This window comes from Halobacterium sp. BOL4-2 (genome assembly GCF_016917835.2).
Lineage (GTDB): Archaea > Halobacteriota > Halobacteria > Halobacteriales > Halobacteriaceae > Halobacterium > Halobacterium salinarum.
In genome coordinates this window covers 491721-515146 of the sequence record NZ_CP070332.2, presented here as the reverse complement: position 1 = coordinate 515146, position 23426 = coordinate 491721, and the positions used below count along the sequence as shown (strand labels likewise).

General features: G+C 69.6%; 25 protein-coding genes. 8 read left to right on the top strand and 17 right to left on the bottom strand.

The window, feature by feature from the left end:
- Positions 1–66 precede the first annotated feature (66 nt).
- On the bottom strand, positions 67–705 hold the full coding sequence (locus JRZ79_RS15910) for a uracil-DNA glycosylase family protein (RefSeq protein WP_012289213.1): 639 nt from the start codon (positions 703–705) through the stop codon (positions 67–69).
- A gap of 134 nt (positions 706–839) precedes the next feature.
- Here JRZ79_RS15910 and JRZ79_RS15905 point away from each other — a divergent pair, with 134 nt between their 5' ends.
- Both JRZ79_RS15905 and JRZ79_RS15900 read left to right on the top strand, forming a co-directional pair.
- The gene (locus tag JRZ79_RS15905; protein WP_136361101.1) at positions 840–2351 is read left to right on the top strand and encodes a cryptochrome/photolyase family protein; all 1512 of its coding nucleotides are present in this window, start codon (positions 840–842) and stop codon (positions 2349–2351) included.
- An 85-nt stretch (positions 2352–2436) separates the two neighbouring features.
- Positions 2437–2808 carry a helix-turn-helix domain-containing protein gene (locus JRZ79_RS15900; protein WP_010902485.1) on the top strand — a complete coding sequence of 124 codons (372 nt, stop codon included), beginning with the start codon at positions 2437–2439 and terminating at the stop codon, positions 2806–2808.
- 3 nt (positions 2809–2811) lie between these two features.
- Here the strand turns inward: JRZ79_RS15900 and JRZ79_RS15895 are convergent, their stop codons facing one another.
- The 3 genes from JRZ79_RS15895 to JRZ79_RS15885 all read right to left on the bottom strand — a co-directional run bounded on the left by JRZ79_RS15895 (position 2812) and on the right by JRZ79_RS15885 (position 6076).
- The gene (locus JRZ79_RS15895) at positions 2812–3096 is read right to left on the bottom strand and encodes a helix-turn-helix domain-containing protein (protein ID WP_010902484.1); all 285 of its coding nucleotides are present in this window, start codon (positions 3094–3096) and stop codon (positions 2812–2814) included.
- A 138-nt stretch (positions 3097–3234) separates the two neighbouring features.
- A complete protein-coding gene (locus tag JRZ79_RS15890; RefSeq protein WP_010902483.1) occupies positions 3235–3441 on the bottom strand; it encodes a heavy-metal-associated domain-containing protein in 207 nt (68 codons plus the stop codon).
- Between the two features lie 61 nt (positions 3442–3502).
- On the bottom strand, positions 3503–6076 hold the full coding sequence (locus JRZ79_RS15885) for a heavy metal translocating P-type ATPase (protein WP_010902482.1): 2574 nt from the start codon (positions 6074–6076) through the stop codon (positions 3503–3505).
- A gap of 269 nt (positions 6077–6345) precedes the next feature.
- On the opposite strand from JRZ79_RS15885, the gene JRZ79_RS15880 reads away from it, so the two are divergent.
- A complete protein-coding gene (locus JRZ79_RS15880) occupies positions 6346–7011 on the top strand; it encodes a hypothetical protein (protein WP_010902481.1) in 666 nt (221 codons plus the stop codon).
- A gap of 209 nt (positions 7012–7220) precedes the next feature.
- On the opposite strand, the gene JRZ79_RS15875 is transcribed toward JRZ79_RS15880, so the two are convergent.
- From JRZ79_RS15875 to JRZ79_RS15835, 9 genes are all read right to left on the bottom strand, one after another.
- Positions 7221–7637 (bottom strand): DUF123 domain-containing protein, encoded by a 417-nt coding sequence (locus tag JRZ79_RS15875; protein WP_010902479.1) that lies wholly within the window; start codon positions 7635–7637, stop codon positions 7221–7223.
- A 52-nt stretch (positions 7638–7689) separates the two neighbouring features.
- Positions 7690–8739: an ABC transporter permease gene (locus JRZ79_RS15870; RefSeq protein WP_205251607.1), complete on the bottom strand. Its 1050-nt coding sequence runs from the start codon at positions 8737–8739 to the stop codon at positions 7690–7692.
- Entirely contained in the window at positions 8732–10471 is a 1740-nt protein-coding gene (locus tag JRZ79_RS15865; protein WP_205252519.1) for an ABC transporter permease, read from the bottom strand. Before JRZ79_RS15865 ends, JRZ79_RS15870 begins: the two co-directional genes overlap by 8 nt.
- Positions 10468–11331, bottom strand: a complete 864-nt coding sequence (locus tag JRZ79_RS15860; protein WP_010902476.1) for an ABC transporter ATP-binding protein — start codon at positions 11329–11331, stop codon at positions 10468–10470. Before JRZ79_RS15860 ends, JRZ79_RS15865 begins: the two co-directional genes overlap by 4 nt.
- A gap of 58 nt (positions 11332–11389) precedes the next feature.
- Positions 11390–12160, bottom strand: coding sequence for an ArsR family transcriptional regulator (locus JRZ79_RS15855; protein WP_231546345.1), 771 nt, complete (start codon positions 12158–12160; stop codon positions 11390–11392).
- Positions 12161–12562: 402 nt separating this feature from the next.
- Positions 12563–13252, bottom strand: a complete 690-nt coding sequence (locus JRZ79_RS15850; RefSeq protein WP_010902474.1) for an SOS response-associated peptidase — start codon at positions 13250–13252, stop codon at positions 12563–12565.
- Between the two features lie 25 nt (positions 13253–13277).
- A complete protein-coding gene (locus tag JRZ79_RS15845; RefSeq protein ID WP_205252517.1) occupies positions 13278–14141 on the bottom strand; it encodes a class 1 fructose-1,6-bisphosphatase in 864 nt (287 codons plus the stop codon).
- Positions 14141–14932: a class I fructose-bisphosphate aldolase gene (fba1, locus tag JRZ79_RS15840; RefSeq protein ID WP_010902472.1), complete on the bottom strand. Its 792-nt coding sequence runs from the start codon at positions 14930–14932 to the stop codon at positions 14141–14143. Before fba1 ends, JRZ79_RS15845 begins: the two co-directional genes overlap by 1 nt.
- A 98-nt stretch (positions 14933–15030) precedes the next feature.
- A complete protein-coding gene (locus tag JRZ79_RS15835) occupies positions 15031–15717 on the bottom strand; it encodes a helix-hairpin-helix domain-containing protein (protein ID WP_231546344.1) in 687 nt (228 codons plus the stop codon).
- An 85-nt stretch (positions 15718–15802) separates the two neighbouring features.
- On the opposite strand from JRZ79_RS15835, the gene JRZ79_RS15830 reads away from it, so the two are divergent.
- Complete coding sequence (locus JRZ79_RS15830; RefSeq protein WP_010902470.1) at positions 15803–16663, top strand: 3-hydroxyacyl-CoA dehydrogenase NAD-binding domain-containing protein; 861 nt, start codon at positions 15803–15805, stop codon at positions 16661–16663.
- Between the two features lie 26 nt (positions 16664–16689).
- Here JRZ79_RS15830 and JRZ79_RS15825 read toward each other — a convergent pair whose 3' ends face one another.
- Positions 16690–17733 (bottom strand): phytoene/squalene synthase family protein, encoded by a 1044-nt coding sequence (locus JRZ79_RS15825; protein WP_205251602.1) that lies wholly within the window; start codon positions 17731–17733, stop codon positions 16690–16692.
- A gap of 134 nt (positions 17734–17867) precedes the next feature.
- Between JRZ79_RS15825 and JRZ79_RS15820 the strand changes: the two genes are divergently transcribed.
- The 4 genes from JRZ79_RS15820 to JRZ79_RS15805 are packed head-to-tail and all read left to right on the top strand — an operon-like array spanning position 17868 to position 20952.
- Positions 17868–19010: an acyl-CoA dehydrogenase gene (locus tag JRZ79_RS15820; RefSeq protein ID WP_205252515.1), complete on the top strand. Its 1143-nt coding sequence runs from the start codon at positions 17868–17870 to the stop codon at positions 19008–19010.
- 45 nt (positions 19011–19055) lie between these two features.
- Complete coding sequence (locus JRZ79_RS15815) at positions 19056–19343, top strand: hypothetical protein (protein WP_205251600.1); 288 nt, start codon at positions 19056–19058, stop codon at positions 19341–19343.
- Between the two features lie 41 nt (positions 19344–19384).
- Positions 19385–20572 (top strand): thiolase domain-containing protein, encoded by a 1188-nt coding sequence (locus JRZ79_RS15810; RefSeq protein ID WP_205251599.1) that lies wholly within the window; start codon positions 19385–19387, stop codon positions 20570–20572.
- Entirely contained in the window at positions 20569–20952 is a 384-nt protein-coding gene (locus tag JRZ79_RS15805; RefSeq protein ID WP_205252514.1) for a Zn-ribbon domain-containing OB-fold protein, read from the top strand. Before JRZ79_RS15810 ends, JRZ79_RS15805 begins: the two co-directional genes overlap by 4 nt.
- On the opposite strand, the gene JRZ79_RS15800 is transcribed toward JRZ79_RS15805, so the two are convergent.
- The 3 genes from JRZ79_RS15800 to JRZ79_RS15790 are packed head-to-tail and all read right to left on the bottom strand — an operon-like array spanning position 20929 to position 23314.
- On the bottom strand, positions 20929–21864 hold the full coding sequence (locus JRZ79_RS15800; protein ID WP_205252513.1) for an alpha/beta fold hydrolase: 936 nt from the start codon (positions 21862–21864) through the stop codon (positions 20929–20931). The two genes, JRZ79_RS15805 and JRZ79_RS15800, sit on opposite strands and share 24 nt — an antisense overlap.
- 57 nt (positions 21865–21921) lie before the next feature.
- Positions 21922–22896, bottom strand: a complete 975-nt coding sequence (gene meaB, locus JRZ79_RS15795) for a methylmalonyl Co-A mutase-associated GTPase MeaB (RefSeq protein WP_205251596.1) — start codon at positions 22894–22896, stop codon at positions 21922–21924.
- A gap of 1 nt (position 22897) precedes the next feature.
- A complete protein-coding gene (locus JRZ79_RS15790) occupies positions 22898–23314 on the bottom strand; it encodes a cobalamin B12-binding domain-containing protein (RefSeq protein ID WP_010902462.1) in 417 nt (138 codons plus the stop codon).
- Positions 23315–23426 lie beyond the last annotated feature (112 nt).

The window sequence follows — 23426 nt, the reverse complement described above, 5'->3', positions numbered from 1 at the left end:
ACCCATACGCGCACCGACAATATAGCTGTGGGAACGCGGGCGGGTGCTGCACCGCGAGTCGGGGCGCTACCGAACGGTGTACGGCTCCGGGCCGACGAGGAACCGCCCGAGATCGGCCTGCCGCTGGTAGTCGGTGGCCATGACCGCACGCAGCGCCTCGACGTACGCGGTTTCCTGGGCGGCGCTCCAGGCGTCGGGCTGAACGCAGGGGACGACCAGCCAGCCGCTGCCGTGGAGTTCCGTGGCGTGGCGGTCCTCAAGGCTGGCGTCCGCGGGGTCGATCGCCGTACACGTTTCGAGGACGTGCGTGGTTGCGCGCTCGCCGACCGGGAGGAGGACGTGGGCGGTGATGGCGCGGAGCTCCGCGTCGAAAAACGGCTCCAGCTCCCGGTAGTCGGCCGGCGTCGGGGTGCCCTCGGGGACGCAGGGGTGGAGGTACGAGAAGAAGCTGTTGTCCGGGTCGTCGATGGGCGGCGTGTCGTCGGCGGCCGTCGTGAGGACGCCGGCGTCCCGGAGTGCGCTTCGGAGCCGGTCGCCCGCCGCCGAGCCGGTGAACGGGGTTCCCGTGTCGGTGCCGCCGTGGACGCCGGGGTGGTCGCCGATGACGTGGATGTCGGCGTTGGCGTCGCCGTGCCCGGGAACGAACGATTCACACGGTGGCTGCATGTCGAAGGGGTTGGTCGTTCGGTCCGTGACGTTCTGCACGCCCCCGGGTAGTCGGCCGGCCGGCTTAAGCCCCGCGAGCCACGGTGTGGCGTCACTATCCACGGCTCGCGGGCCGGTCCGGGTCGCCGGTCCGCGGGAGTAAGGCTATGCACGTGCCGCCACTATGACAGCCTATGACAACCGTCTGGGTGCTCGGGAACCAGCTCACCAGGACCGCAGGGCCGCTCACGGACGACCCCGACCGCGTGTTGCTGATCGAGGCCGCGGCGCTCGCGCGCCGCCGGCGCTACCACCCCCAGAAGCTGTGCATGGTGTTCGCAGCGATGCGGCATTTCCGGGACGAACTCCGCGACGACGGCGTCGACGTCGTCTACGAGCGCGCCGAGACGTTCGGCGCGGGGCTGGACGCGTACTTCGACGCGCATCCGGGCGACGACCTGGTCGTGCAGCGGCCGGCGAACCACGGGACGGCCGACCGACTCCGAGAGCTGGTGGCTGCCCGCGGTGGCAGCCTCCGCGTGGTGGCGAACGCGCAGTTCCGCTGCTCGCCCGCACAGTTCGACGACTGGATGGGGACGGAGCCGCCGTTCAAGCACAGACCGTTCTACCGCCACATGCGCCGCGAAACCGGCTATCTGATGCGCGACGACGACACCCCGGAAGGCGGCGACTGGAGCTACGACGACCAGAACCAGGAGACACCCCCGGCGGAGTACGACTCGCCGTCGGTCGGCGGCTTCGAGTACGACGAGCACGTGCCGGCAGTCCGCGACTGGGTCGCCACGGAGTTCGACACCTGGGGCGACCCGGACGGGTTCGACTGGCCGGTGACCCGCGAGCAGGCCACGCGCGCCCTGGAGTCGTTCGTCGCGGATCGGCTGGCGGGGTTCGGCCCCTACGAGGACGCCGTCCTCGCCGACGACTGGCACCTCGAACACAGCCTGTTGTCCGCGGCGGTGAACATCGGCCTCCTCCACCCCGAGGAGGTCGCCGACGCCGCGCTCGACGCGTACCGGTCGCGCGACGACATCCCGCTGAACTCCATCGAGGGGTTCGTGCGCCAGCTCATCGGCTGGCGGGAGTTCATGCGCCACGTCTACCGCCACCAGATGCCGGGGCTGGCGACCGCGAACCAGCTGGGGGCCGACCGCGACCTGCCGCCGCTGTACTGGACGCCAACGGCGACCGACATGGCGTGTCTGGGGTCCGCGGCCGGGCGCGTCTACGACCGCGGCTACGCCCACCACATCGAGCGCCTGATGGTGCTGTCGAATTTCGCGCTGACGTACGGCGCGCGCCCGCAGGCGCTCACGGAGTGGTTCCACGGCGGGTTCGTGGACGCCTACGACTGGGTGGTCACGCCCAACGTGGTGGGCATGGGCTCGTTTGGGACCGACGCGTTCACCTCGAAGCCGTACGCGTCGTCGGCGAACTACATCGACAAGATGACCGACCACTGCGACGGCTGTGCGTTCGACCCCGACAGCACGGTCGGCGAACGCGCGTGCCCGTTCAACAGCCTCTACTGGGATTTCCTCGCGACACACGAGGACACCCTGCGGTCGAATCACCGCATGGGGCTGGTGTACTCGCATTTGGACAGCAAACGCGACGCCGGCAAGCTGGCGGCGATCCGGGAGCGCGCACAGCGCGTCCGGGAGGGCGTGGCCGCGGGCCGGCTGTAGCCGAGCGCCGCGCACAGCGCCGTTACGAGTGCGTAACTGAGTGTGGTGAGGTAGCCTTAACATCCCGGCTGCCGTACCGGCTGACATGACAGACACGGATCGCCTGCCCGCGTGGTGTCCCGGTGACAGTTGGTGCTCGATCACCACGACGGCGTCGTTGGTCGGGAAGAAATGGCATCCCGTGATCATTCACCGCCTCCTCAGTGAGGGTCCCCTGGGGTTCAACGCGCTGCAGGAGGAAGTCGACGGCATCTCCAGTAAGGTGCTCTCCGAGAGCCTCGACGACCTCGAAGACAAGCAGATCGTCTCCCGAACGATCGTCAGCGAGAAACCCGTTCGCGTCGAGTACGCACTCACCGAACTCGGTCAGTCACTCGAACCCGTGGTGTCGTCGATGGCCGAATGGGGCCACCAACACCTCGATCCGGTCGACGAAGAAGCAGCGTCGGTCGTGTAGGCGCTAGTCGAGGAGGGCTTCAACGGGCTTGTCGGCGTCGTCCTCGGCGGTCTCTTCGTCCCCGAGTTTCAGTCGGTAGAGGTTCTGGCGGGCGTCCGGGATGTAGATGTCCTTCTCGACGACATCGGCGTCCTGCAGTCGGTCGAGTGCGTCGCGGACGGTGCGCTGTGAGAGCCGGGAGTTCTCCACGATCTGCTTTTGGGTCAGTCCGCCGTTGTACTCCAGAACCTTCAGTACAAGCTTCGCACTCGGCGGCAGCTCTTGGACGGTTTCGTCAGTTGAACTCATTCGTATCAATGCAGGGGTGCCGGCCACTTAGGCACTCGGTAACGCCGGTGTGAGCCGGTTACCTGCCGGTAACCCGGTGTCTTCGGGGGGTTGAGTGGCCGCCGACGAACCCGGCGGCACAAACGGTGACTGGCGGCCCTAGGCGTCGGCCAGTTCGGCGTCGTAGCCGGCGAGTTCGACGCTCCGCAACAGGTCGTCGTCGGTCGCGTCTCCATCCACGGTCACAGTGCCGCTCTCGTGGTCGGCGTCCACGTCGGAAACCGCGGCCACGCCTGCGAGTGCGTTCTCCACGATGTCTTCACAGCCCTCACAACCCATCTCGTCGATGGAGAGAGTCTTTGGCATGCGACCGGCGCTACTCGATCAACTGATTAGGGTCTTGCGGCTTCGCGCCGCCACACCCCGGCTAGCGACCGAGCAGCGAGTAATCCTCGTCGGGCGTGTACCTGCCGAAGAGCAGGCTGTTGGTGAGCACGCTGACACTCGACACCGCCATCGCGCCGGCCGCCAACACCGGCTGAAGCAGCCCCAGCGAGGCCAGCGGGATCATCGCGGTGTTGTAGCCCAGCGCCCAGAAGAGGTTCTGTTTGATCTTCGCGAGCGTGCCCTCGCCGATGCGGATGGCTTGGATCACGTCCGCGGGGTCGTCGCGCATCAACGTCACGTCCGCCGCCTCGATCGCCACATCGGTGCCCGATCCGATCGCGGCGCCGACGTGCGCGGTGGCGAGCGCGGGGGCGTCGTTGACACCGTCCCCGACCATCATGGCGTCGGCGTCGCCCGCCTGGATGGCGTCGACGGCGTCGGCTTTCTCCCCGGGGAGCACGCCCGCCCGAACGTGCTCGGGCGAGACCCCCACGTCGGCGGCGACCGCGCGCGCGGTGCGTTCGTTGTCGCCCGTGATCATGTGCACGTCGAGGCCGCGATCCTGGAGGGCGTCGACGGTGGCGGCTGCCTCGGGCTTGACCGTGTCGGCGTCCGCGACGACACCGGCAACCCGGTCGTCGACGGCAACCAGCATCGCGGTCTTCCCCTCGCGTTCGAGGCGTTCCATGGCGTCGGCGGCGGGCGCCGGGTCGATGTCCGCGCTCGTGAGGAGCGCGCGGTTCCCCACGCGGACGCGGCGACCGTCGACGGTCGCGACGATGCCTTTGCCGGGGACGTTCTCGAAGGCATCGACTGCGGGAACGTCGAGGCCGCGGTCCTCGGCGCCCGCGACGATGGCGGTCCCGAGCGGGTGCTCGCTGTTGGACTCGGCGGCGGCGGCCAGCCGGAGCACGGCGTCCTCGTCGACAGCGGCGTCGCTCCGGGTGGCGGTGCCGCCGTCGGGGACGGCGGCGACGGCCTCGACGTCCGTGAGCTCCATCGCACCGGTCGTCAGAGTGCCGGTCTTGTCGAACACCACCGCGTCCAACTCGGTCACGCGCTCCAGGACGTCGCCGCCCTGGAAGAGCACGCCGTGTTTCGCGCCGATGCTCGTGCCGATCATCGTCGCGGCCGGCGTCGCGAGCCCGAGCGCACACGGGCACGCGATGAGGACTGCGGACGCGAACACGACGACGGCGAACTCGCCGGTGCCGACGGCCGCCGGGCCGCCGCTGACGAGCCCCCACAGCGGAAGCGCCGACACCACGTCAGCCAGCAGCCCGGGGGCGAACCACCATACCGCCCCCCAGAAGACGGCGTTGGCGATGACCGCGGGGACGAAGTACGCGCTGATGCGGTCGGCCAGGCGCTGGATGTCCGGCTGGCGGGACTGGGCGTCCCGAACCGTGGTGACGATCTGCTGGATCGCGGTGTCCGCCCCCACCTTCGTGGCCTGCACGACGAGCACGCCGTTCTCGTTGATCGTGGCGCCGACAACGTCGTCGCCGGGGGCCTTGGACACGGGCACGGACTCGCCGGTGACCATGGATTCGTCGACCGCGGACTCCCCGGACACCACGACGCCGTCGGTCGGAATCTGTTCGCCCGGTTTGACTTTCAGGCGGTCGCCGACCTCAACGTCGTCGGCGGGGATCTCGCGTGTCTCGCCGTCGGCGTCGACGAGGCGCGCGGTGTTGGCCTCCATCTCCAGGAGCTCCCGGAGGGCGTCGCTGGCTTGGCTCTTCGAGCGGGCTTCGAGGTAGTTCCCGAGCGTGATGAACACGAGGATGAGCGCCGCCGTGTCGAAGTAGAGGCCGCCGCCGGCCAGGACGCCGAGCAGCGACGCGAGCGAGTACACGTATGCGGTCGTCGACCCCAGCGCCACGAGGACGTCCATGTTCGCGGTGCCGTTGCGCACGAGCGCCGCATACGAGTTGCTGAGAAACGACCGCCCCAGGACGACGTAGACGGGGGTCGCCAGTGCGAACTCCGCCCACCCGAACGGGATCGTGAGGCCGCCAACGGTGAAGCTGTCGGGAACGACAGCGCCCCCGAACAGGAAGGTGTCGGCGACGAAAAACAGGAGCGGTGCCGACAGCACCGCGCCGAACGCCAGGCGGATGCGTTGTCGTCGCCGCTCCGCGTCCCGGGCCTCGTCGGCGGCGGTCTGGGTGCTGGCACCGGTGTCGGAGTCGGCATCGATGGGGTCGTAGCCGGCGTCGGTGATGGCGGCGTGGACGGCGTCCCGGTCGAACGCTGCGGGGACGTACGTGAGGTGTGCGTCGTCGGTGGCGAAGTTCGCGGACACGTCCAGGACGCCGGGGGCGTCGGCGACGGCGTCTTCGATCGTCTGCGCGCAGTTCGCACAGGTCATCCCGTGGACCGGGATCGTGGTGTCGGCCGTGATCGGGGTGTAGCCGGCGTCCGAGATCGCGGCACAGACGCCCGCCAGGTCGGCGGCGGTGGGATCGTAGGTGACGGTGGCGGCGTCGGTGGCGAAGTTCGCGGTCGCGTCGGTGACGCCGTCGAGCGCGCCCACGGCGTCCTCGACGGTGCCCGAGCAGTTCGCACAGGACATCCCCCCGACATCGATCCGCGCTGTTCTGGTCGTCATCACTGAAGACTACGGCATCCCGATTCAAGCGGTTTCTCCCTTCGACTGTTCGGTGAATCGCCCGCCAGTACTTTTGATTCGAAAGCGCTCGCCCGAGCCACCCCGGGCGGCGGACGAAGTCGGGGGCTGGCTCGCCGCGGCTGTCAGGGGCCGTCACTGTGGAACGGCAGCGAGACATCAGGTCGCTGGGCTGGCATGTGGCGCATACTTATGTGGCTCCGGGTCGGAGAGAGTGACAGCGCCGAACACTGACTCGGCGAACTACAAGGATGCCGTACGATGCCACTGGCGTGCTCCCGCGTCCGCTCCCCCAAGAGATCGACGACGGAACGAACCTCTTGGTCAGTGGGCCGGCGATGTCCGGCACGCGCACGCTCCTGTTCGAGCTCGTTGCGCGCGGCGAGCCCGACGGCGAGGGGGCGGTCCTGACAACGTCGACGGACCCCGCAGAGACGGTCATCGACGACTACGAGGCCATCCGCGGCGGGGACAGCGCGTTCCGCCACGTCATCGACTGCGTGAGCACGCAGTCCGGGAGCGCGTCGCCGGCACCGGGCGTCCATCACGTGTCTTCGCCCAGCGACCTCACGGGGATCGGCATCGAGTTCTCGGGCGTCGCGGAGGCCGCCGAGGCCGCCGGCGTCGACCGGCTTCGCGTGGGGTTCGACTCGCTGTCGCCGGTGTTGATGTACGTCGACGTTCAGCGGCTGTTCCGGTTCCTGCACGTGTTCACCAGCCAGATCCAGAGCCAGGGCTGGCTGGGGGTGTTCGCCATCGACCCGGAGAGCCAGGACGACCAGACGATCACCACGCTCAGCCAGCTGTTCGACGGCGTGCTCGAGGTGCGGCTGCACGACGGCACCCAGGAGGTGCGGCTGCGCGGGCTCGCCGACGCGCCGACGGACTGGCTGCCCGTGGCGGGCGTCCGCCAGTGAGCGGGGTCGTGTTCTTCGGGACGGCCGACCGCGAGCGCGTCGTGTCGTTCTACAGATGAACAAGGCGAGTGCATCGGGGCTTGACCCCGAGGCGGTTCACCAGTTTTTCGCCGTGGACCCCGACGGACGGACCCTCGAGTTCCAAACGTTTCTCGACGAGCCCGCCGAGTGACCGGCCACGAGCCGGGCTGGCACACGGCGACAGCCGCTCACAGCGACGTGTCGTGGATCTCCGCCAGGCGCTGGGCGAGCGCGTCACGGGTGGGCGCGAAAACCAGATGTGTCTCACAGGTGCAGTCCGACGCGCCCAGTCCGGGAACGGGCGTGGCGTCGTCGGCGAGCAGGCGCGCGGTCGCACACTCCACGTCGTCGTGTGTGGTGGCGTAGACCGCGTCGACGCTCGCTGCCGGGTGGCCGAGCAGGTAGTCGATGTGCCAGTGGCGGGCGTCGCGCTCCCCGGCGGCGAGTTCGCGGTGTCGCTGCACGCGAGTGAGGCCGCCCGGGCCGAACGCGGAGCCGGTGTAGGCGTACCAGCCGGCGTCGAGGCTGCGGGTGCCGGCCGCGCCGAACGTGATGGATGGCGCGTCGTCGAGCGCCACCAGGAGGGTGTACGTGCCGGGCTGCATGCACGACCGTCGGTGCGGCGTCCGATTCTGTGTTGCGGTTTCCGGCGCGCGGCTACGTCTCTGCGCCCCCCGCGAGCCACCGGAGTCCGGTGTACGACGCCGCTGCGATGGTCAGGGCCACGCCCAGCAGCCCCCACGTGAGCGTGGTGGGGCTGTCGACTGCCAGCCGCGCGATGAGGTTCTGGGGGCTCTGTGGGAGCAGGCTGGCGACACCGAACACCGCCAGCGCAACGAACGAGTACAGCAGCTGGGCTTCGCGGCGCGCCCCGACACGAAGCGCGAGCGCCGCGCCGGTGGCGACGAGCACGGCAGCGACGCCCGCGACGAGCGCGAGCAGCGCCAGCGGGTTGGCGATGTGCGTGCCGTTGAGCCACAGCAACAGGAGCCAGAGCGCGACCTGTGCCGGTGCCAGCCCGACCAGCGCGATCGCTTTCCCGTCGACGATCTCGGGCAGCGACAGCGGCGCGACCCGCAGCAACGAGAGCGTGTCGCGTTCGAGTTCCTCGGCCATCGAGTCGGCCATCACGCTCCCGGAGATGAACGCCGGCAGGAACGCCAACAGCGGCAGCAGCACGGTGTACGTGAACGAGAAGTACGGGTTGGATCGTTCGTCGGGGGGCAGGTCGACCGGCGTCCGCTCCAGGCGGTGGTCGAGGTCGGCGCGGCGCTCGCGCTCTAGGGTGGACAGCGCGCCCTTCAGCTCCGTGACCACCAGTGTGGTTCGAAACGACCCCTCCGGCGCTGTGGCCGCGGCCAGGATGCGCCCGCCCGGTTGCCTGGTGGCGTGAACGAGCGCCTGGACATCGCCGCGCTGGAAGGCAGCGCTCGCGGCGGCCTGCGACGGGTACGGAACGACGCTGCGGCTGTCGTCGTCGGCGATGGTGGCCGCAACGTCGCTTGACGCGTTTCCGGTGACGCCGACCGACACCGTGAGCGCGTCGCCGTTGGTGGTCCCCGGGTCGTAAAGCGACACCAGTCCCACGACCAGGAACGACGAGAACCCAGCGATGAACAGCTGGATGACGAGCGCGAGGACGATGGTTTTCTCCGAGCGCAGCGACCCGAGGGTGCGCCGCGCGAGGACGACGCGTGGGTTACCCAAGGGCGATCACCACCACGGCGATGTTGTACGCGAGGTGCACACCGATGGCGGCGGCGAGCGCGCCCACGTACGCGAGCCGTGATCTGGCGGCGCCGACCGCCGAGATGGCGGCCGTCACGACGTGCCACACCAGCGGAGCCACCAGTAACAGCCCGGGGGACGCACCCCGGAGCGCGGGCGCGAACGCCGCCCGCCCGATGTCCAACCCGGGAAGCCCGACCAGCTGCGTGACGAGCAGCGCCTTCTCGGCGACGAAGAACCCGACACCGGAGGCGGCTCCGACCGCCAGCGCGGTCCGGAAGCTGCGTCGGTACTGGCCGCGGTCGAAGGCCGCGAACACGTGGATGCTTTTCGCGATTTCCTCGATGACCGCGATGGCCCCCAGCAACACCGGGATCGACAGCGAGACGGGCGCGACGAACAGCAGGGCAACGGCGAACAGCTCGGCGACGAGCACGAACGGGAGGAACAGCGCCGTCCAGACCCCGGCCCGCCGCGGGGTCGCCAGCGGCGCGGCGAGCGCGTCCAGCAGCTTCGACGGGATCGGCAGCTGGGTGAACATGTCCTCCTCGCGGTAGACGCCCGTCCCCAGGCCGAACAGCACGAACGCTGCCAGCCCCGGCGGCGCAGTCGAGAGCACGAACTGGCCGGTACTCACGCCGCTGTCGGTGATCGAGTCGACGACCACTGTGAGCGGGGAGATGGCGGCGATCTGGTTGACTTCCGCGAAGACGGCGGGCACGAACGCGTACGTGGTGAGCGCGACGCTCACGGCGACCGTGACGAACGTGAGCTCCTTGTACGAGCGCGCGAACATCGCGCCGAGGAACGTCGCCGCGAGGAACAGCGCGGCCAGCGGCGCGACGGCGAGCACCGCGAGCACGCCCGCGCCCGTTGCGGCGGCGATCACGGAGACGAGCGCGATCGCGCCCGCGAAGTACGGCAGCGTCTTGCCGGCGACGATGTCGCCCCGCGAGACCGGAGCCACGAGCAGCGGCTCGCCCCGGCGGTCGATGCGTTCGGCGAGCACGCTGGAGCCGTACGCCTGGATCACGATGTTCAACGGCAACAGGAACGCGAACGCGAACACGAGCGACTGCAGCGGGAACGGCGGCGAGATCGACGACGGCGTGCCGGACTGGGCTTGTCCGAGCAGTCCGCTCAGCCCGCCGCCGGAGGCGCTCGCCGTCGGTGACGTGCCCGTGGCCGCGTCGTCAGTGGACGGCGTGTCGGTCCGGCCGCCGTCGCCACCAGTGGTGGGGGACCCGGCACCGTCAGTGTCGGCTTGTGCGCTGGTCACGTCGATCGACTGTGGCCGGTACGTGAGCGACACGACCACGGGGAACGCGGCGGCCTGGTCCGGTTCGTCCGCCATGACGGCGTCGTTGTACGCGACGGTGGCGGATCGAAGCGTGGACAGCGCCGCCCGGCCTTTCGCGGTGTCGGCGTACTGGATGCCGACCGGGGAGACCGTGACATCGGCGTCGCTGCCGGGCTGCACGGCGGCGAGTTGCGGGTCGCTGGCGGCGACATCGGCGTACGGGCTGTCGTCGTCGACGCCGATCCGGTAGATCCCCTCGCCGGGCGTGGGGCCGGTGGTGACGACCGCGGGCACGATGGCGGCCAACGCAACCGCCACGACGACGAACGCGATCGCAGTCTCGCGGTCGAGGCTGGTGGCGCTTCGCGTGGTCTCCCAGCGGGCGATCCGCAGGACGTTTCCCGCCTTCATGCGCCGGTCACGTCGAGGAAGACGTCTTCGAGTGTGGACTCGTCGGTTCGGATGTCGACCACGCCGCCGCCGGCGTCGGCGGCCGCAGCCCGGATCGCGTCGACGTCGGCCATCGAATCGACGGTGGTGACGTAGCGGCCATTAGACGGCCGGGCGTCGTCGACGTCGACGTCGGTGAACACCCGATAGGAGACCTCGCCGTGTTCGTCGCGGATGTCGGCCAGCGTGCCGGTGGCGGCGAACTGTCCGTCCCGCATGATGGCGACGCGGTCACAGACGCTTTCGACGTGGTGGAGGTCGTGGGCGCTGAACACGATCGTCTTGCCGTCGGCGGCGAGCTCGCGGGTGAACTCGATGACGGTGTTCGTCGTGAGCGGATCGAGTCCGCTTGCGGGTTCGTCGTACACCAGCACGTCGGGGTCGTTGACCAGCGAGCGCGCGATCGCGACCTTCCGGGTCATGCCCTTCGAGAAGTCGCCGACGGGACGGTCACGGGCGTCGAGGTCGAGGCGATCGAGGGCGGCCTCGATGCGCTCGTTTGCGGTCGCCCGGTCCACGTCGTAGAGATCCGCGAAAAACCGCAGATAGCTCCGGGGCGTCATTTCGTCGTACAGCGGCGACTCCTCGGGCAGGAACCCGAGGGTGCGGCGCATCGCCGTGTCGCCGGCGTCGAACCCGTTGACGGTGATGTCGCCGGCGGACGGCTCAACGAGCCCACAGAGCATCTTCAGCGTGGAGGTCTTGCCGGCACCGTTGGGGCCGACGAGTCCGAAGACTTCCCCGGCACCGACGTCGAAGGAGACGCCGTCCACGGCGGTGACGCCGCCGTACCGTTTTTCTAGGCGTTGCACGGAGATCATACCGGTAGATGGAACGGTGGTGATTTGAGCATTGGGGTGCCACCGCGGCGTGTCGTCGTCATTTCGGGAGGATGGTGGCGTCGGCTCGCAGGTCTGCCGTCACGCGGTCGGCCCACGCCACAGCCTGGGCGTCGTCGGTGTGGACGAGGCTGGTGTGGCCGGTGTCGTCGTAGAACAGCCCACAGGCGTACGTGGTGGCTGTGGTGTCGAGGGTGAACAGGCTGTACGGGAGTGTGGTCGTGGCTTCGCGCAGCGTGAGTGCGTCGGTGCGCAGCGCGTCAGTGACGCTGTCGCCGTGTGTGGCGATGAGCGCGTCCAACACGTCGGGGTGTAACACCAGCGAGACCTGCAGCTCGCCCGCACGGATGCGCTCGCGGAGCGTCGACACGACGCTGTCGAGGACGGCGCTCGCGTACCCCTCGATGCGCGTGGCGTCGGCGAGCAGCGACCGGTAGGCCTCGGTGGCGCGCTGGGGCGCAACCGACGTGGCGTTGACCACCGTCGCGTCCCGGAACAGGACGGTGTCCATGCGGGCGTCGGCCGGGACCGTCGCGAGGGCGGCGTCAGCCGCGTCCAGGCCGTCGATGTCGGCGGCGAACGATTCGTAACTGCGCAACGCGAGTCGACCCTTGAGCGTGAGCGACACCTGACCGGCGCGCTCAAGCAGGGTGTGGGCCTCCAGTTCACGAACGGCGCGGTCGACCGTCGACCGGGAGACGGGCAGCGTGTCAGCGAGCTCCGGCTTCGTCGTGGTGGTGGCGTCTCGGACTGCCCGCATGAGGTCGGCGCGCTGCGCGAGCAGCTGGAACAGCGAGTCGGGTGCCGGCATCGTTTCTACACTAGTGGCGTTGCGTGAAAACGTCTTCCACATAAACGACCGTTATAGTTATCTGTGATGCGTGACGACTGCACGTCTCGGCAACACGTAGGGTAAAGCATTCACCGGCCGTGTGTACAGTTGCTGGTGCGCACGCACCGGCTGTGCCTCTGACACGCTCCGAGCCGGTTCGAACGCCGGCTACCGGGGTGCCCGACACGCTCCAGCCACCGACCACGCCCGACACGGCGATCCAGTCCCCCACTTGTCCAGCGCCACGTCGGTGGGGCGTGGTCGCCGGCTCGCCGCCAGTACTGCCCCAGGCTGGACGGCGGCCATCGGCTGCCCGAGCGATCGACCCCCGGGCCACTATTCATTACCGGTCGCTCCGCTACCGCGCGTCACGTCGCCTGTTCACGCCGGCTCGACGAGCGCCGGCCGGTCGACTGTCGGGTCGTTGACCGCCGTCGAAACCCGCCAGGCCTGGAGGTCGAACGCGCCCGGCGTGAACAGGTCCGTTGGATCGTCGTCGGTCAGCCACCGCTGACCCTGGGCGGGTGTGAGCACCACCGCCATCCGGTGGTGGTAGTCCGCGAGGAACGCGTTGGGCTGCGTCGTCACGACGGTGAACGACCGCACTGTCTCGGGGTCGCGACTGGGACCGTCGTCGCCCGTGAACTCGCCCAGGCCGGTCTGGGTTTGCTCGGGCGTCCACGTCTCCCACAGCCCCGCCAGCAGGAACGGCGCGCCGTCGGTTCGAGACACGAAATACGGGACCGTCGCGCCGTCTTCGTCGCGCCACTCGTAGAACCCGTCGACCGGCACGAGACACCGCCGGTGTTCGTAGGCCGCCTGGAAGTGTCGCGTCTCGGTGAGCGTCTCGGCGCGCGCGTTGATCGGGTCGGGTGCCGACTGCGGGCCGTCGGACCACGACGGCACCAGTCCCCAGCGCGCGCGCACCGTTTCCGTCGGTTCAGTGTCCAGAATCACGGGCAGCGATTGGCTGGGTGCGGCGTTGTACGTCGGCTCGACGGGGGCGGTCGTCAGCCCGAACGTTTCGCGCAGCGTCTCGGGGGTAGAAAACAGCGCGTACCGGCCACACATGTGGGAGTGGAGGTGCCGATGGCGGTTAATTCGTGTGGTCGGGAAGCGCCGCGTCGAGGGCCGCGATCACGTCGTCGGTGCCGACGAACGTGGGCGTGCGCTCGTGGAGGCGTGTCGGTGCCACGTCCAGCAGCGACTGGGTGCCGTCCGAGGACGCGCCGCCGGCTGTTTCGACGATGTACGCGATCGGCAGTGCCTCGAACTGCGCGCGGAGCTTTCCGTCCGGCGCGGACTCCAGGCCGGGGTAGCCGAACACGCCGCCGTAGACCAGCACCTGGTTCACGTCGGCGATCATCGCGCCGCCGTAGCGCAGCTTCAGGTCGTCCTCAACGTCCCGGACGAACGACTCGAACGCCGGCGTCCAGTCGGGGACCCGGCCGCCGAACCCGTAGACGGTGGGGTCGGCCGGCAACTCGACGGGGCCGAGGTCGGTTGTGGCCCCCGTCTCGGAGACGAGAGACTCCCGGACGGTGTCGTCGCGCGCGACGACCATGGTGGTCGTGGGTCCGTAGAGGACGAACCCGGCGGCGACGAGGCTGGAGCCGGGCGCGGGCAGCGGCTGGTCGTAGACGCCGACGACGGTGCCACAGGGGTTGTTGGATTTCACGTTCGAGGAGCCGTCAAGGGGGTCGAGTGCGACGGCGTACCCGCCTTCGGCGTCGCCCACCGTGACGACGGCGTCGCGCTCCTCGCTGGCGTACCAGTTCACGCCCTCGATGGACTCGGTGCGGTCGAACAGCAGGTCGTCGGCCCACACGTCGGCCTCCAGTTGGGTGTCTCCGGAGGCGTTCTGGTCGTCACGGGTCGCGCGGTGGTCGGGCAGCCCCGCGCGGACCTCGGGGGCGGCGTCCGCGATCGCATCGAAGACGGCGTCGATGACGTCGGCCATCAGATGCGTCCGAGCGCCTCGTCGACGCTGGCTTCCTCGTAGACGACGGCTTCCAGGCCGTCGAGGAACGCCGCGGGGTGCTCGCGTTGCCAGACGTTCCGGCCGACCGCGAGCCCGGACGCGCCGGCGTCGATTGCGCCCTTCACGGATTCGAGGAAGTCGCGGTCGCTGGTCTTGGAGCCCCCCGACATCACGACGTTGGTCGGGCCGGCCATGTCGACAGCGTGGGACATCGCGTCGGTGCTGCCGGGGTATTTGACCTTCGCGATGTCGGCGCCCAACTCCAGGGCTTGGCGGGCGGCGTACGCGATGGTGTCCGGGTTCTTGTCGTTTTTGAGGCCCTGGCCGCGGGGGTACGACCACATCACCACGGGGAGGTCGTGGTCGCGGGCGGCTTCCTGGGCGTCCCGGAACTCCTCGGCCATCTCGACTTCGCTGTTGGAGCCGCCGTACAGCGTGAACCCGACGGCGTCCGCGCCGACGTCGGCGGCGTAGTCGACCGTCCAGTTCACGGCGGAGTCGGGCTCGCCCATCCAGAGGTTCGAGGTGCCGTTGAGCTTCGCCAGGAGGTTCACGTCGTCGCTGTAGGAGGGGTAGTAGGCTTCGGCGATGCCCTTCTGGGCGGCCATCGCGGAGACGGCGTCGTGGGTCGCGACATCCCAGACGGCTTCGGGGTCTTTGGTGGCTGGCACTGCCTCGAAGTCGACCGGACCGTGTTCGAGGCCGTGGTCGTACGCCAGAATCAGTACCTTGCCGTCGCGGGAGATCGGTGAGTCCTCGAAGGGTCGCATCACGACACACTCCGATTGAGAGCGTTAAGAGTCTAACCCTCTGTGCGCCCGCCGGCAGCCGCCCCGTACGGCGTTTTAACTCTGTTCCGAGTGAACGTTTAGAGGCGGTCGCGGGCGGCGTCCCGGAGCGCGCGCACGCGGTCACTCGACACGCCCAGGGAGTCCGCGACCTGGTCGACGTGGGCGGTCGCCAGGCTGCGCACGGAGGTGATCCCGGCGCTCGCCAGCAGCGCCGCCGCGTCGTCGTCGACGGCCCGGAGCGCTGTCACCGGCGTCGGCGCTGACGCCTCCTGCCACGCCGCCTCCCCGCGCTCGGCGGCGTCGTCCGCGTCGCCGGTGGGCCACGACCCCTCGCGCCACGCCGCTTCCTCGTCCGCGGCGTCCGACGTGTCGGTCTGCCCGGGGGGTGAACCACCCCCGCCACCGGCAACCGCGGCCGCCTGCCAGTCCGACTCCGCGGCCGCCGCGTCCCCGCTCCCGTCGGCCTCGACGTCCACGCCGTAGCTCGCGGCGACCCACTGGCGCTCGTCGTCCTGCAACCCGCGGACCTGCTCGGCCCGCTGATCGAGGTCCGCGCCGCCCTCGAACGACCACTGCAGGGAGTGCTCGCGGCGGATCCGCGCCGCCACACCCGGATTGACGCCGTACTCGACGAGCTGTGCGTGCGAAACGCGTTTCCCGGTGATGTCCGCTGGCACCACGTCCGCGGCCGCCAGCGCGTCGGCTGTCGACGGCCCGACGAACCGAAGCTCGCGGAGGCGCGCCCGCAAGTCAGGGGCGGACACAGTTGCATCGAAGGTGCAACTGAAGCTGCTTGAGTGTTTCCACGTTTCCGGCACGCTTAGGTTCCGGCCGCACCCACCACCGCCCATGCGATCACTCGCAGACACGGAGACGATCGGCGTTGTTGGCGCGGGCACCATGGGCGCCGGAATCGCGCAAGTCGCGGCGACCGCCGGCTACACGGTCGTGATGCGCGACATCGAACAGGAGTACGTCGACGCCGGCTTCGACAGCATCGAATCCTCCCTCGACCGCTTCGTCTCGAACGACGACCTGAGCGAGGCCGACGCCGACGCCATCGTCGACCGCATCACGGGCACGACCGACCTCGCGGAGCTCGCCGACTGCGACGTCGTCATCGAGGCCGCCGTCGAGGACATGGAGATCAAGCAGGACATCTTCCGCGACCTCGACGACGCCCTGCCCGAGGACGTGGTGTTGGCGACGAACACGTCCACGCTGTCGATCACCACCATCGCGTCGGTCACCGATCGGGCGTCCCGCGTCGTTGGCCTGCACTTCATGAACCCGGTCCCGATCATGACCGGCGTCGAGGTCGTCGTCGGCGAGAAAACCGACGCCGACGTGGTGGCGTTCGCCCACGCCCTCGCCGAGGACCTCGACAAGGAGACCTGGGAGTCCGACGACAAACCTGGCTTCGTCACCAACCGCATCCTGATGCCGTGGATCAACGAGGGCGTCCGGGCGTTCGACGAAGGAGTGGCCAGCAAGGACGACATCGACACCGGAATGAAACTCGGCACCAACGTCCCCATGGGACCCCTGGAGCTCGCCGACCACATCGGCCTCGACGTCTGCCTGGACGCCAGCGAAACACTCCACGAGGAGCTCGGCGACCGGTACAAGCCCGCGTACCTGCTGCAGCGAAAGGTCGACGCCGGCGACCTCGGGAAGAAGACCGGTGCGGGCTTCTACACGTACGACTGAGTCGGGCACTCAGACAGCGCCGCGGGTCAGGACAGCGACTCGGTCGCGATCCGTTCGCGCACGCTGTCGATGGCGCTGCGGTCGAAATCGTCGGCGACCAGGCCGATGACGGCGTGCACTTCCTCGCGGTCGACTTTCACGTCCCCCTCGCGGACGACGTCGGCGGGCCGGTTCCCGAGCTCCCGCATCGTGCCGACCGCAAGCAGGAACGGCACCGCCCACGCGGCGAACGTGTTGCCCTGGCTGGTCGGCATGACCTCAAGCCAGCGCTGGGCGTCGGCGACGTAGCCGCGGGCGCGGTCGGTGACGCGCTCGACGACGGAGGCCACGCGGCCCGCGTGTTCGGGGTCGGCGACGTCTTCCGGGGCGAGGTCGTGGTCGTCGAGCCACTCCTGTGGCAGGTAGACGTTGTTCTCCTCCTCGTAGTCCGGGCGGACGTCTTTGGCGACGTTCACGAGCTGCAACAGCAACGCGAACGACCGCGCGTTCTCGCGCATGGCGGCGGCGGCGTCGCTGGGCGCGTCGCGGGCCAGCAGCTCCGTGACGAGTTCGCCGACGGTGCCGGCGACGTACCAGCAGTACTCTTCGAGCTCGGTTGGTGATTGGATGCGGAGCCCGCCGGCGTCGGCGTACCGCTGTACGAACGACGCCATCCCGGTGGCCATCTCCCGGACCGTCGGCCGGATCGCGGCCTTGGCGGCGTCGTCCAGGGACTCGAACGCGGAGACGACGCGGGTGGTGTTGGCGACGACGCGCCAATCGGCGTTCGGCTCGCTGGGGACGTGGTCGCCGACGGCGGCCTGGAACTCCGCGACGGTCGTCCCGCAGTCGGGATCGAGCGCGGCGTCATACGTCTCCAAGAGCTGTGCTTGTTCGGTGGGCGGCATCGCGGTGGCGTCCTCGACGGTGTCGGCAACCCGGCACAGGAGGTAGCCAACGCAGATGCGCGTCGCCATCGGCTCTTCGAGGGCGTCGATGGTGAGCGCAAACGTACGTGAAACGTCCTGTACCGCGCTGTGGCACCACTCGCGGTCCGACGCGGTCGGCTGGTGGGACTGACGGCCGTCCATCACTCGTGGTCGGGCTAGGGTGGGGGAATACAAAAGAGGTTGGGGCGTCGACCCGTCGCCCACTGCGATCATCGCGCCCCGCGATGGGGTTCCGGGATGCCAACAGTAAAGGGCAGACCGACAAAGCATACCACATGGATTTCACGCGCTCCGCCGAACACGACCAGATCGCGGAGATGGTCGCGGAGTTCGTCGACGAAGAGGTCAAACCACGGGCCGCTACCATCGATAAGACCGACGAGTTCCCCGCCGACCTGGTCGCGGAGATGAGCGAGCTGGGACTGATGGGGATGCCGTTCCCCGAGGAGTACGACGGCGCCGGCCTCGACTACCACACGTACGCCACCGCGCTGTCGGAGATCGCGCGCGGCAGCGGCGGGCTGGGGACGGTCGTGGCCGCGCACACGAGCCTCGCGGGGAACATGGTCTACGAGTACGGCAGCGACGACCAGAAACACGACTACCTCGCGCCGCTCAGTCGCGGCGACGACATCGGCGCGTTCGCGCTCTCGGAGGCCGGCGCGGGCTCCGACGTGCCGGCCATGGAGACCACCGCACAGCGCGACGGCGACGCGTACGTCATCTCCGGGGAGAAGCTCTGGATCTCCAACGGCAGCGTCGCGGACACGGTGACGGTGTTCGCGAAGACCGACCCCGACGCCGGCCACCGCGGCATCTCGTCGTTCATCGTGCGGCCCGCCGAGGACGACGGGTTCATCGTGGCGGGCACCGAGGACAAACTCGGCGACAAGGGCTGCCCCACGGCGGAGCTCCGGTTCGACGACATGCGGGTGCCCGCCGACCGCCTGCTCGGCGAGGAGGGCGACGGGTTCAAACACGCCCTGGAGACGCTGAACGGCGGCCGCATCACGATCGCGGCGCGGTCGGTGGGCCTAGCTCGCGCGGCGCTCGACGACGCCCGGGAGTACGCACAGGACCGCGACCAGTTCGGGCAGGCGATCAGCGACTTCCAGACCATCCAGCACAAGCTGGCGGACATGGACACCAAACTCCAGGCCGCGGAGCTGCTGATGCACAAGGCCGCGGACCTGAAGATCCGCGGGGAGTCGTTCATCAAGGAGGCCGCACAGGCGAAGCTGTACGCCTCGGAGATCTCCCGGGAGGTCGCCAACGAGGGCATCCAGATCCACGGCGGCTACGGCTACACCAAGGACTTCGACGCGGAGCGGTACTACCGGGACGCGAAGCTCAACGAGATCTACGAGGGGACGTCGGAGATCCTCCGGAACACGATCGCGAACGAGCTCCTCGAATAGCCCGAACCCACCTCGCTTTTGCCGGCGGCGTCCGTACGTCGGCGTATGACCGACGACCCCGCTGCGACCGCCGAGGCCGACGGCATCACCGCGCAGTACTACGAGACCGACGCCGAGCGCGTGCTGGCGTTCACCGGCGAGCGCGGCACCACCGCGGCCATCGCGCAGAACGTCGAGGGGTATGCGATGCTGAAAGTGCGGTCGTCGCCGGACGGCGACGAGCTCGAACGCTACTACGGGTTCGACATGGCGCTGGATCACGCCGCCGAGCGCCTCGGCGTCGGGAAACACGACCTCCCAGTGCCGGCGGGCGCGGCGGACATGGGGATGTAGGTTTCGGACTGTTTTTGAACCCGCTCGGAGTACGGTCGTGCATGACAGACGCGCGCGTAGCTGGCGTGGGGTTGACCCACTTCGGTGTGCATCCCGAGCGGACGAGCCGCGACCTGTTCGCGGAAGCCGGGCTGGCGGCGCTGGACGACGCCGGCGTCGCCCGCGAAGACGTGGCCGCCGTGCACTACGGCAACTTCATGGGGGAGTTGAGCGAGCACCAGGGCCACCAGGGGCCGCTGGTCGCGGAGGCGCTGGGCCTCGACGTGCCCGCAACCCGGTACGAGTCGGCGTGCGCGTCGAGCGGCGTCGCGCTCCGGCGCGCCGTCCGGGACGTTCGCAACGGCGAGGCTGACGTGGTGGTTGTCGGCGGCGCCGAGCGCATGAACAACCTCGAAACCGCCGAATCGACGGACGCGCTGGCGATCGCGGCCGACGGCTTGTACGAGGTGCGCGCGGGCATGACGTTCCCCGGCGCGTACGCCCTGATGGCGGCGTCGTACTTCGAGCAGTTCGGCGGCAGCCGGGAGGACCTCGCGCACATCGCCGTCAAAAACCACGCCAACGCGGTGGACAACGACCGCGCGCAGTACCAGCAGGCGATCACCGTCGCGGACGCCCTGGAGTCGCCGCCGGTCGCGGAACCACTGCATCTGTACGACGCGTGCCCCGTCACCGACGGCGCGAGCGCGCTCGTGCTCGTGAGCGAGTCGTACGCCGACACGCACGACGTCAGCGCACCGGTCGCGGTGACCGGCACCGGCCAGGGCGGGGACAAGATGGCGCTCCAGGACCGCCAGAACATGGCGACCTCGCCGGCCGCGACCGACGCCGCCACCGAAGCCTACGCGGACGCAGGGGTGTCCGCCGACGACGTGGACGTGGCGGAAGTACACGACTGTTTCACCATCGCGGAAGTGATGGCGACGGAGTCGCTGGGCTTTTTCGAGCCCGGAGCCGGCATCACTGCCGCGCGCGAGGGTGTCACGACCAAAGACGGGCGGCTGCCGGTGAACCTCTCGGGGGGCCTGAAAGCCAAGGGGCATCCGGTCGGCGCGACCGGCACCAGCCAGGTCGCGGAGCTCACCAGGCTGCTGCGCGGCGACCACGTCAACAGCGAGCACGTCGCGGACGCACAGACCGCGGTCGCGCACAACGCCGGGGGCACGGTCGCCAGCGCCGTCGTGCACGTGCTTGAGACGGTCGCGGACACGGAGGCGGATGCGGCATGAGCGACCGCGTTCGGGACGACGGCTACGACGACGCCATCGACGCGCTGGCCGCCGGCGAGGGGTACTATCTGGCGTGTCCGGACGGCCACGGGAGCCTGCCGCCGCGGCACGCGTGTCCGCACTGCGGGGCCCGGGAGCTGACCGAGACGGCGCTGCCGGAGACGGGCACGATCGACTCGTGTTCCACGCTGCACGTGGCGACGCCGGCGTTCGCCGACGACGCGCCGTACGTGCTTGCGGTGGCGTCGTTCGGCGCGGTGCGGCTGACTGGCCAGGTGCGGGCGGAGCCGGGAACGGTCGAGATCGGCGACGAGGTGGCGGCGACGGTCGGCGAGTCGGCGACGACCGGCGACCGGCTAGTGGTGTTCGAGTTGCGGTAGCGCCGCGCCGAGCGCGTCGCAAAACGACGCCGAGTGTTCGACGTGTGGCACCGCGCCCGCGTCGTCGAGGACGGTCAGCCGCACGTCGGCGGCGTCCGCGAGCGCGCGGCCGTCCGCAAGCGGCGTGATGCGTGCCTCCCGCCCCCAGACGAGGGTGACCGGGGCCGGCACCGACTGGACTGCGTCCACGAGGTCGACTGCCGGGTCGAGCATCCCGCCCGCGAACGACGCCGGTGCCAGCCGTGCGTTCGGCTGGTGGCTGGTCCGGTGTTGGTAGTCGAGTAGTCCGGCGGGGACGTTCGCTGACTGGTAGAACGCGTGGCGGTTGGTGAACCACCGGAGGCCGCGGCGGCTGACGAGCGCGTTGAACACGGCGGTGCCGACCACCGGCGTGCGGAGCAGGCGGCGCACGGCGGGGCGTCGCTGCCCGGTGTCGGCGATCGGACACACCAACGCGAGCGCGGACACGGACGTGTCAGCGGCCGCCATCGCGGCCCACGCGCCGGTCAGCGAGGACGCGACCACGGCCGGATCGTCGCCGGCGACGTCGCCGATGAACGACGCGACGAACGCCTCGTAGAGCGCGCTTGTGTACGCGATCGACGGCCGGTCGGTGTGGCCGAACCCGGGGAGGTCGGGGGCCAGCACGTGGTAGTCCTCGGCGAGAGTGTCGACGACACCGGCGAACGCGCGACTGGACGCCGCCGCGTGAACGCCGTGTAGAAGCACGAGATCGGGGTCGTCGGGGTCGCCGGCCGTGGTGTACGACACGTCGAAGCCGCGCCAGCGCGTGGTCGTCCGGGTGCCGGGAAGCGGGTCGGGGGGCTGCTCGTCGGCGCGCACCAGCCGGTTGGCTGCGGCCGTGGCGGCGGTGCCCCCGGCCACGCCAGCCAGCAGTCTGCGGAGTGTCATACGTGAGGGCGATGACGGCCAGTGGTTTAGCCGTTGTGTCGCCGCGCCGGCGCGCGGTCAGTCCTCGCGCAGCGCGTCCCGGATCGGGTCGAGCACGTCGGCGGCGACCTCGTAGGGCGTGGTCGCGCCGCTGTCGATGCGCGCGACCAGCTCGTCGACCCCGCCGCGGTCGGCGAGCTCGGCCTCAAGCACCTCGTTTGCGTCCGCCCGCAGCAGCGTTCGGAGCTCCTCGGCGTACCGCGTGCGGCGCTTCTCAGTGCGGCGGCCGGATTCGTCCAGCCACGTGGTGTGGGCGTCGAACACGTCGAGCAGGTCGGTGACGCCGGTCCCGCGTTCGGCGACCGTCTCCGCGATCTCCGGGCTCCAATCGGTGTCGTCGTCGGGGTCGCGGAGATCCAGCATGTTCCGGAGTTCGGTGACCGTCTTGTTCGCGCCGTCGAGGTCGGCCTTGTTCACGACGAACACGTCGCCGATTTCGAGGATGCCGGCTTTCAGCATCTGCACGTCGTCGCCCGACGACGGCGGCACGAGCACCGCGACGGTGTCGGCGGTCTTGACGATGTCGACCTCGTTCTGGCCGGCGCCCACGGTCTCGATGATGACCTTGTCCTTGCCGAACGCGTCCAGGGCTTTCACCGCGTCCGCGGTCGCCGTCGACAACCCCCCGAGGCTGCCGCGGGCGGACATCGACCGGAAGAACACGTCCATGTCCGTCGCGGTGGACGCCATGCGGATGCGGTCGCCGAGCACGGCTCCGCCGGTGAACGGCGAGGACGGATCCACGGCGATGACGCCGACGGTCAGGCCGCGCTCGCGGTACTGGCTGGCCAGCTTGTCCACGAGCGTTGATTTCCCCGAGCCGGGACTGCCGGTGATCCCGATCACGTCGGCCTGTCCCGTGTGTGGGTACAGCGCCGAGACGATGTCGCGGTAGCCGTCGTTCCGGTCCTCGATTTTGGTGATGGCGCGGGCGAGCGCTCTGTGTTTGCCCGCGAGCAGATCCGCAACGAGGTCGGGCTGATTGGCCGGCATCTCAGTCACGGTGTGGGGCGTTGGATTCGATGAACGAGATCGTGTCCGCCATCGGCGTCCCCGGGCCGAAGATGGCGTCCACGCCCGCGGCTTCGAGGTCCGCGCGGTCCTCGTCGGGGATGATGCCGCCGACGATGACGAGCGTGTCCTCGGCGGCGTCGTACTCGGCCAACCCCTCGATGATCTTGGGCACGAGGGTGTTGTGCGCCCCCGAGAGGATCGAGATCCCGAGCACGTCGACGTCCTCCTGGACGGCGGCCTGCACGATCTCGTCGGGTGCCTTATGCAGCCCCGAATAAATCACCTCGAAGCCGGCGTCGCGGAACGCACGCGTGATCACGTGCGCCCCACGGTCGTGGCCGTCGAGTCCGACTTTGGCCACGAGACACCGGACGTTCCGTGTGGAGTCCTCACTCATGGCGGAACCATCATCGCAGGCCGGCTTCACTCTAACGGACTTGTATGATAGTTCCGCACACACCGCGGCGGTGGCGGCGTGAAGCGAAAACGGGTTGCCACTCCCCCACTAA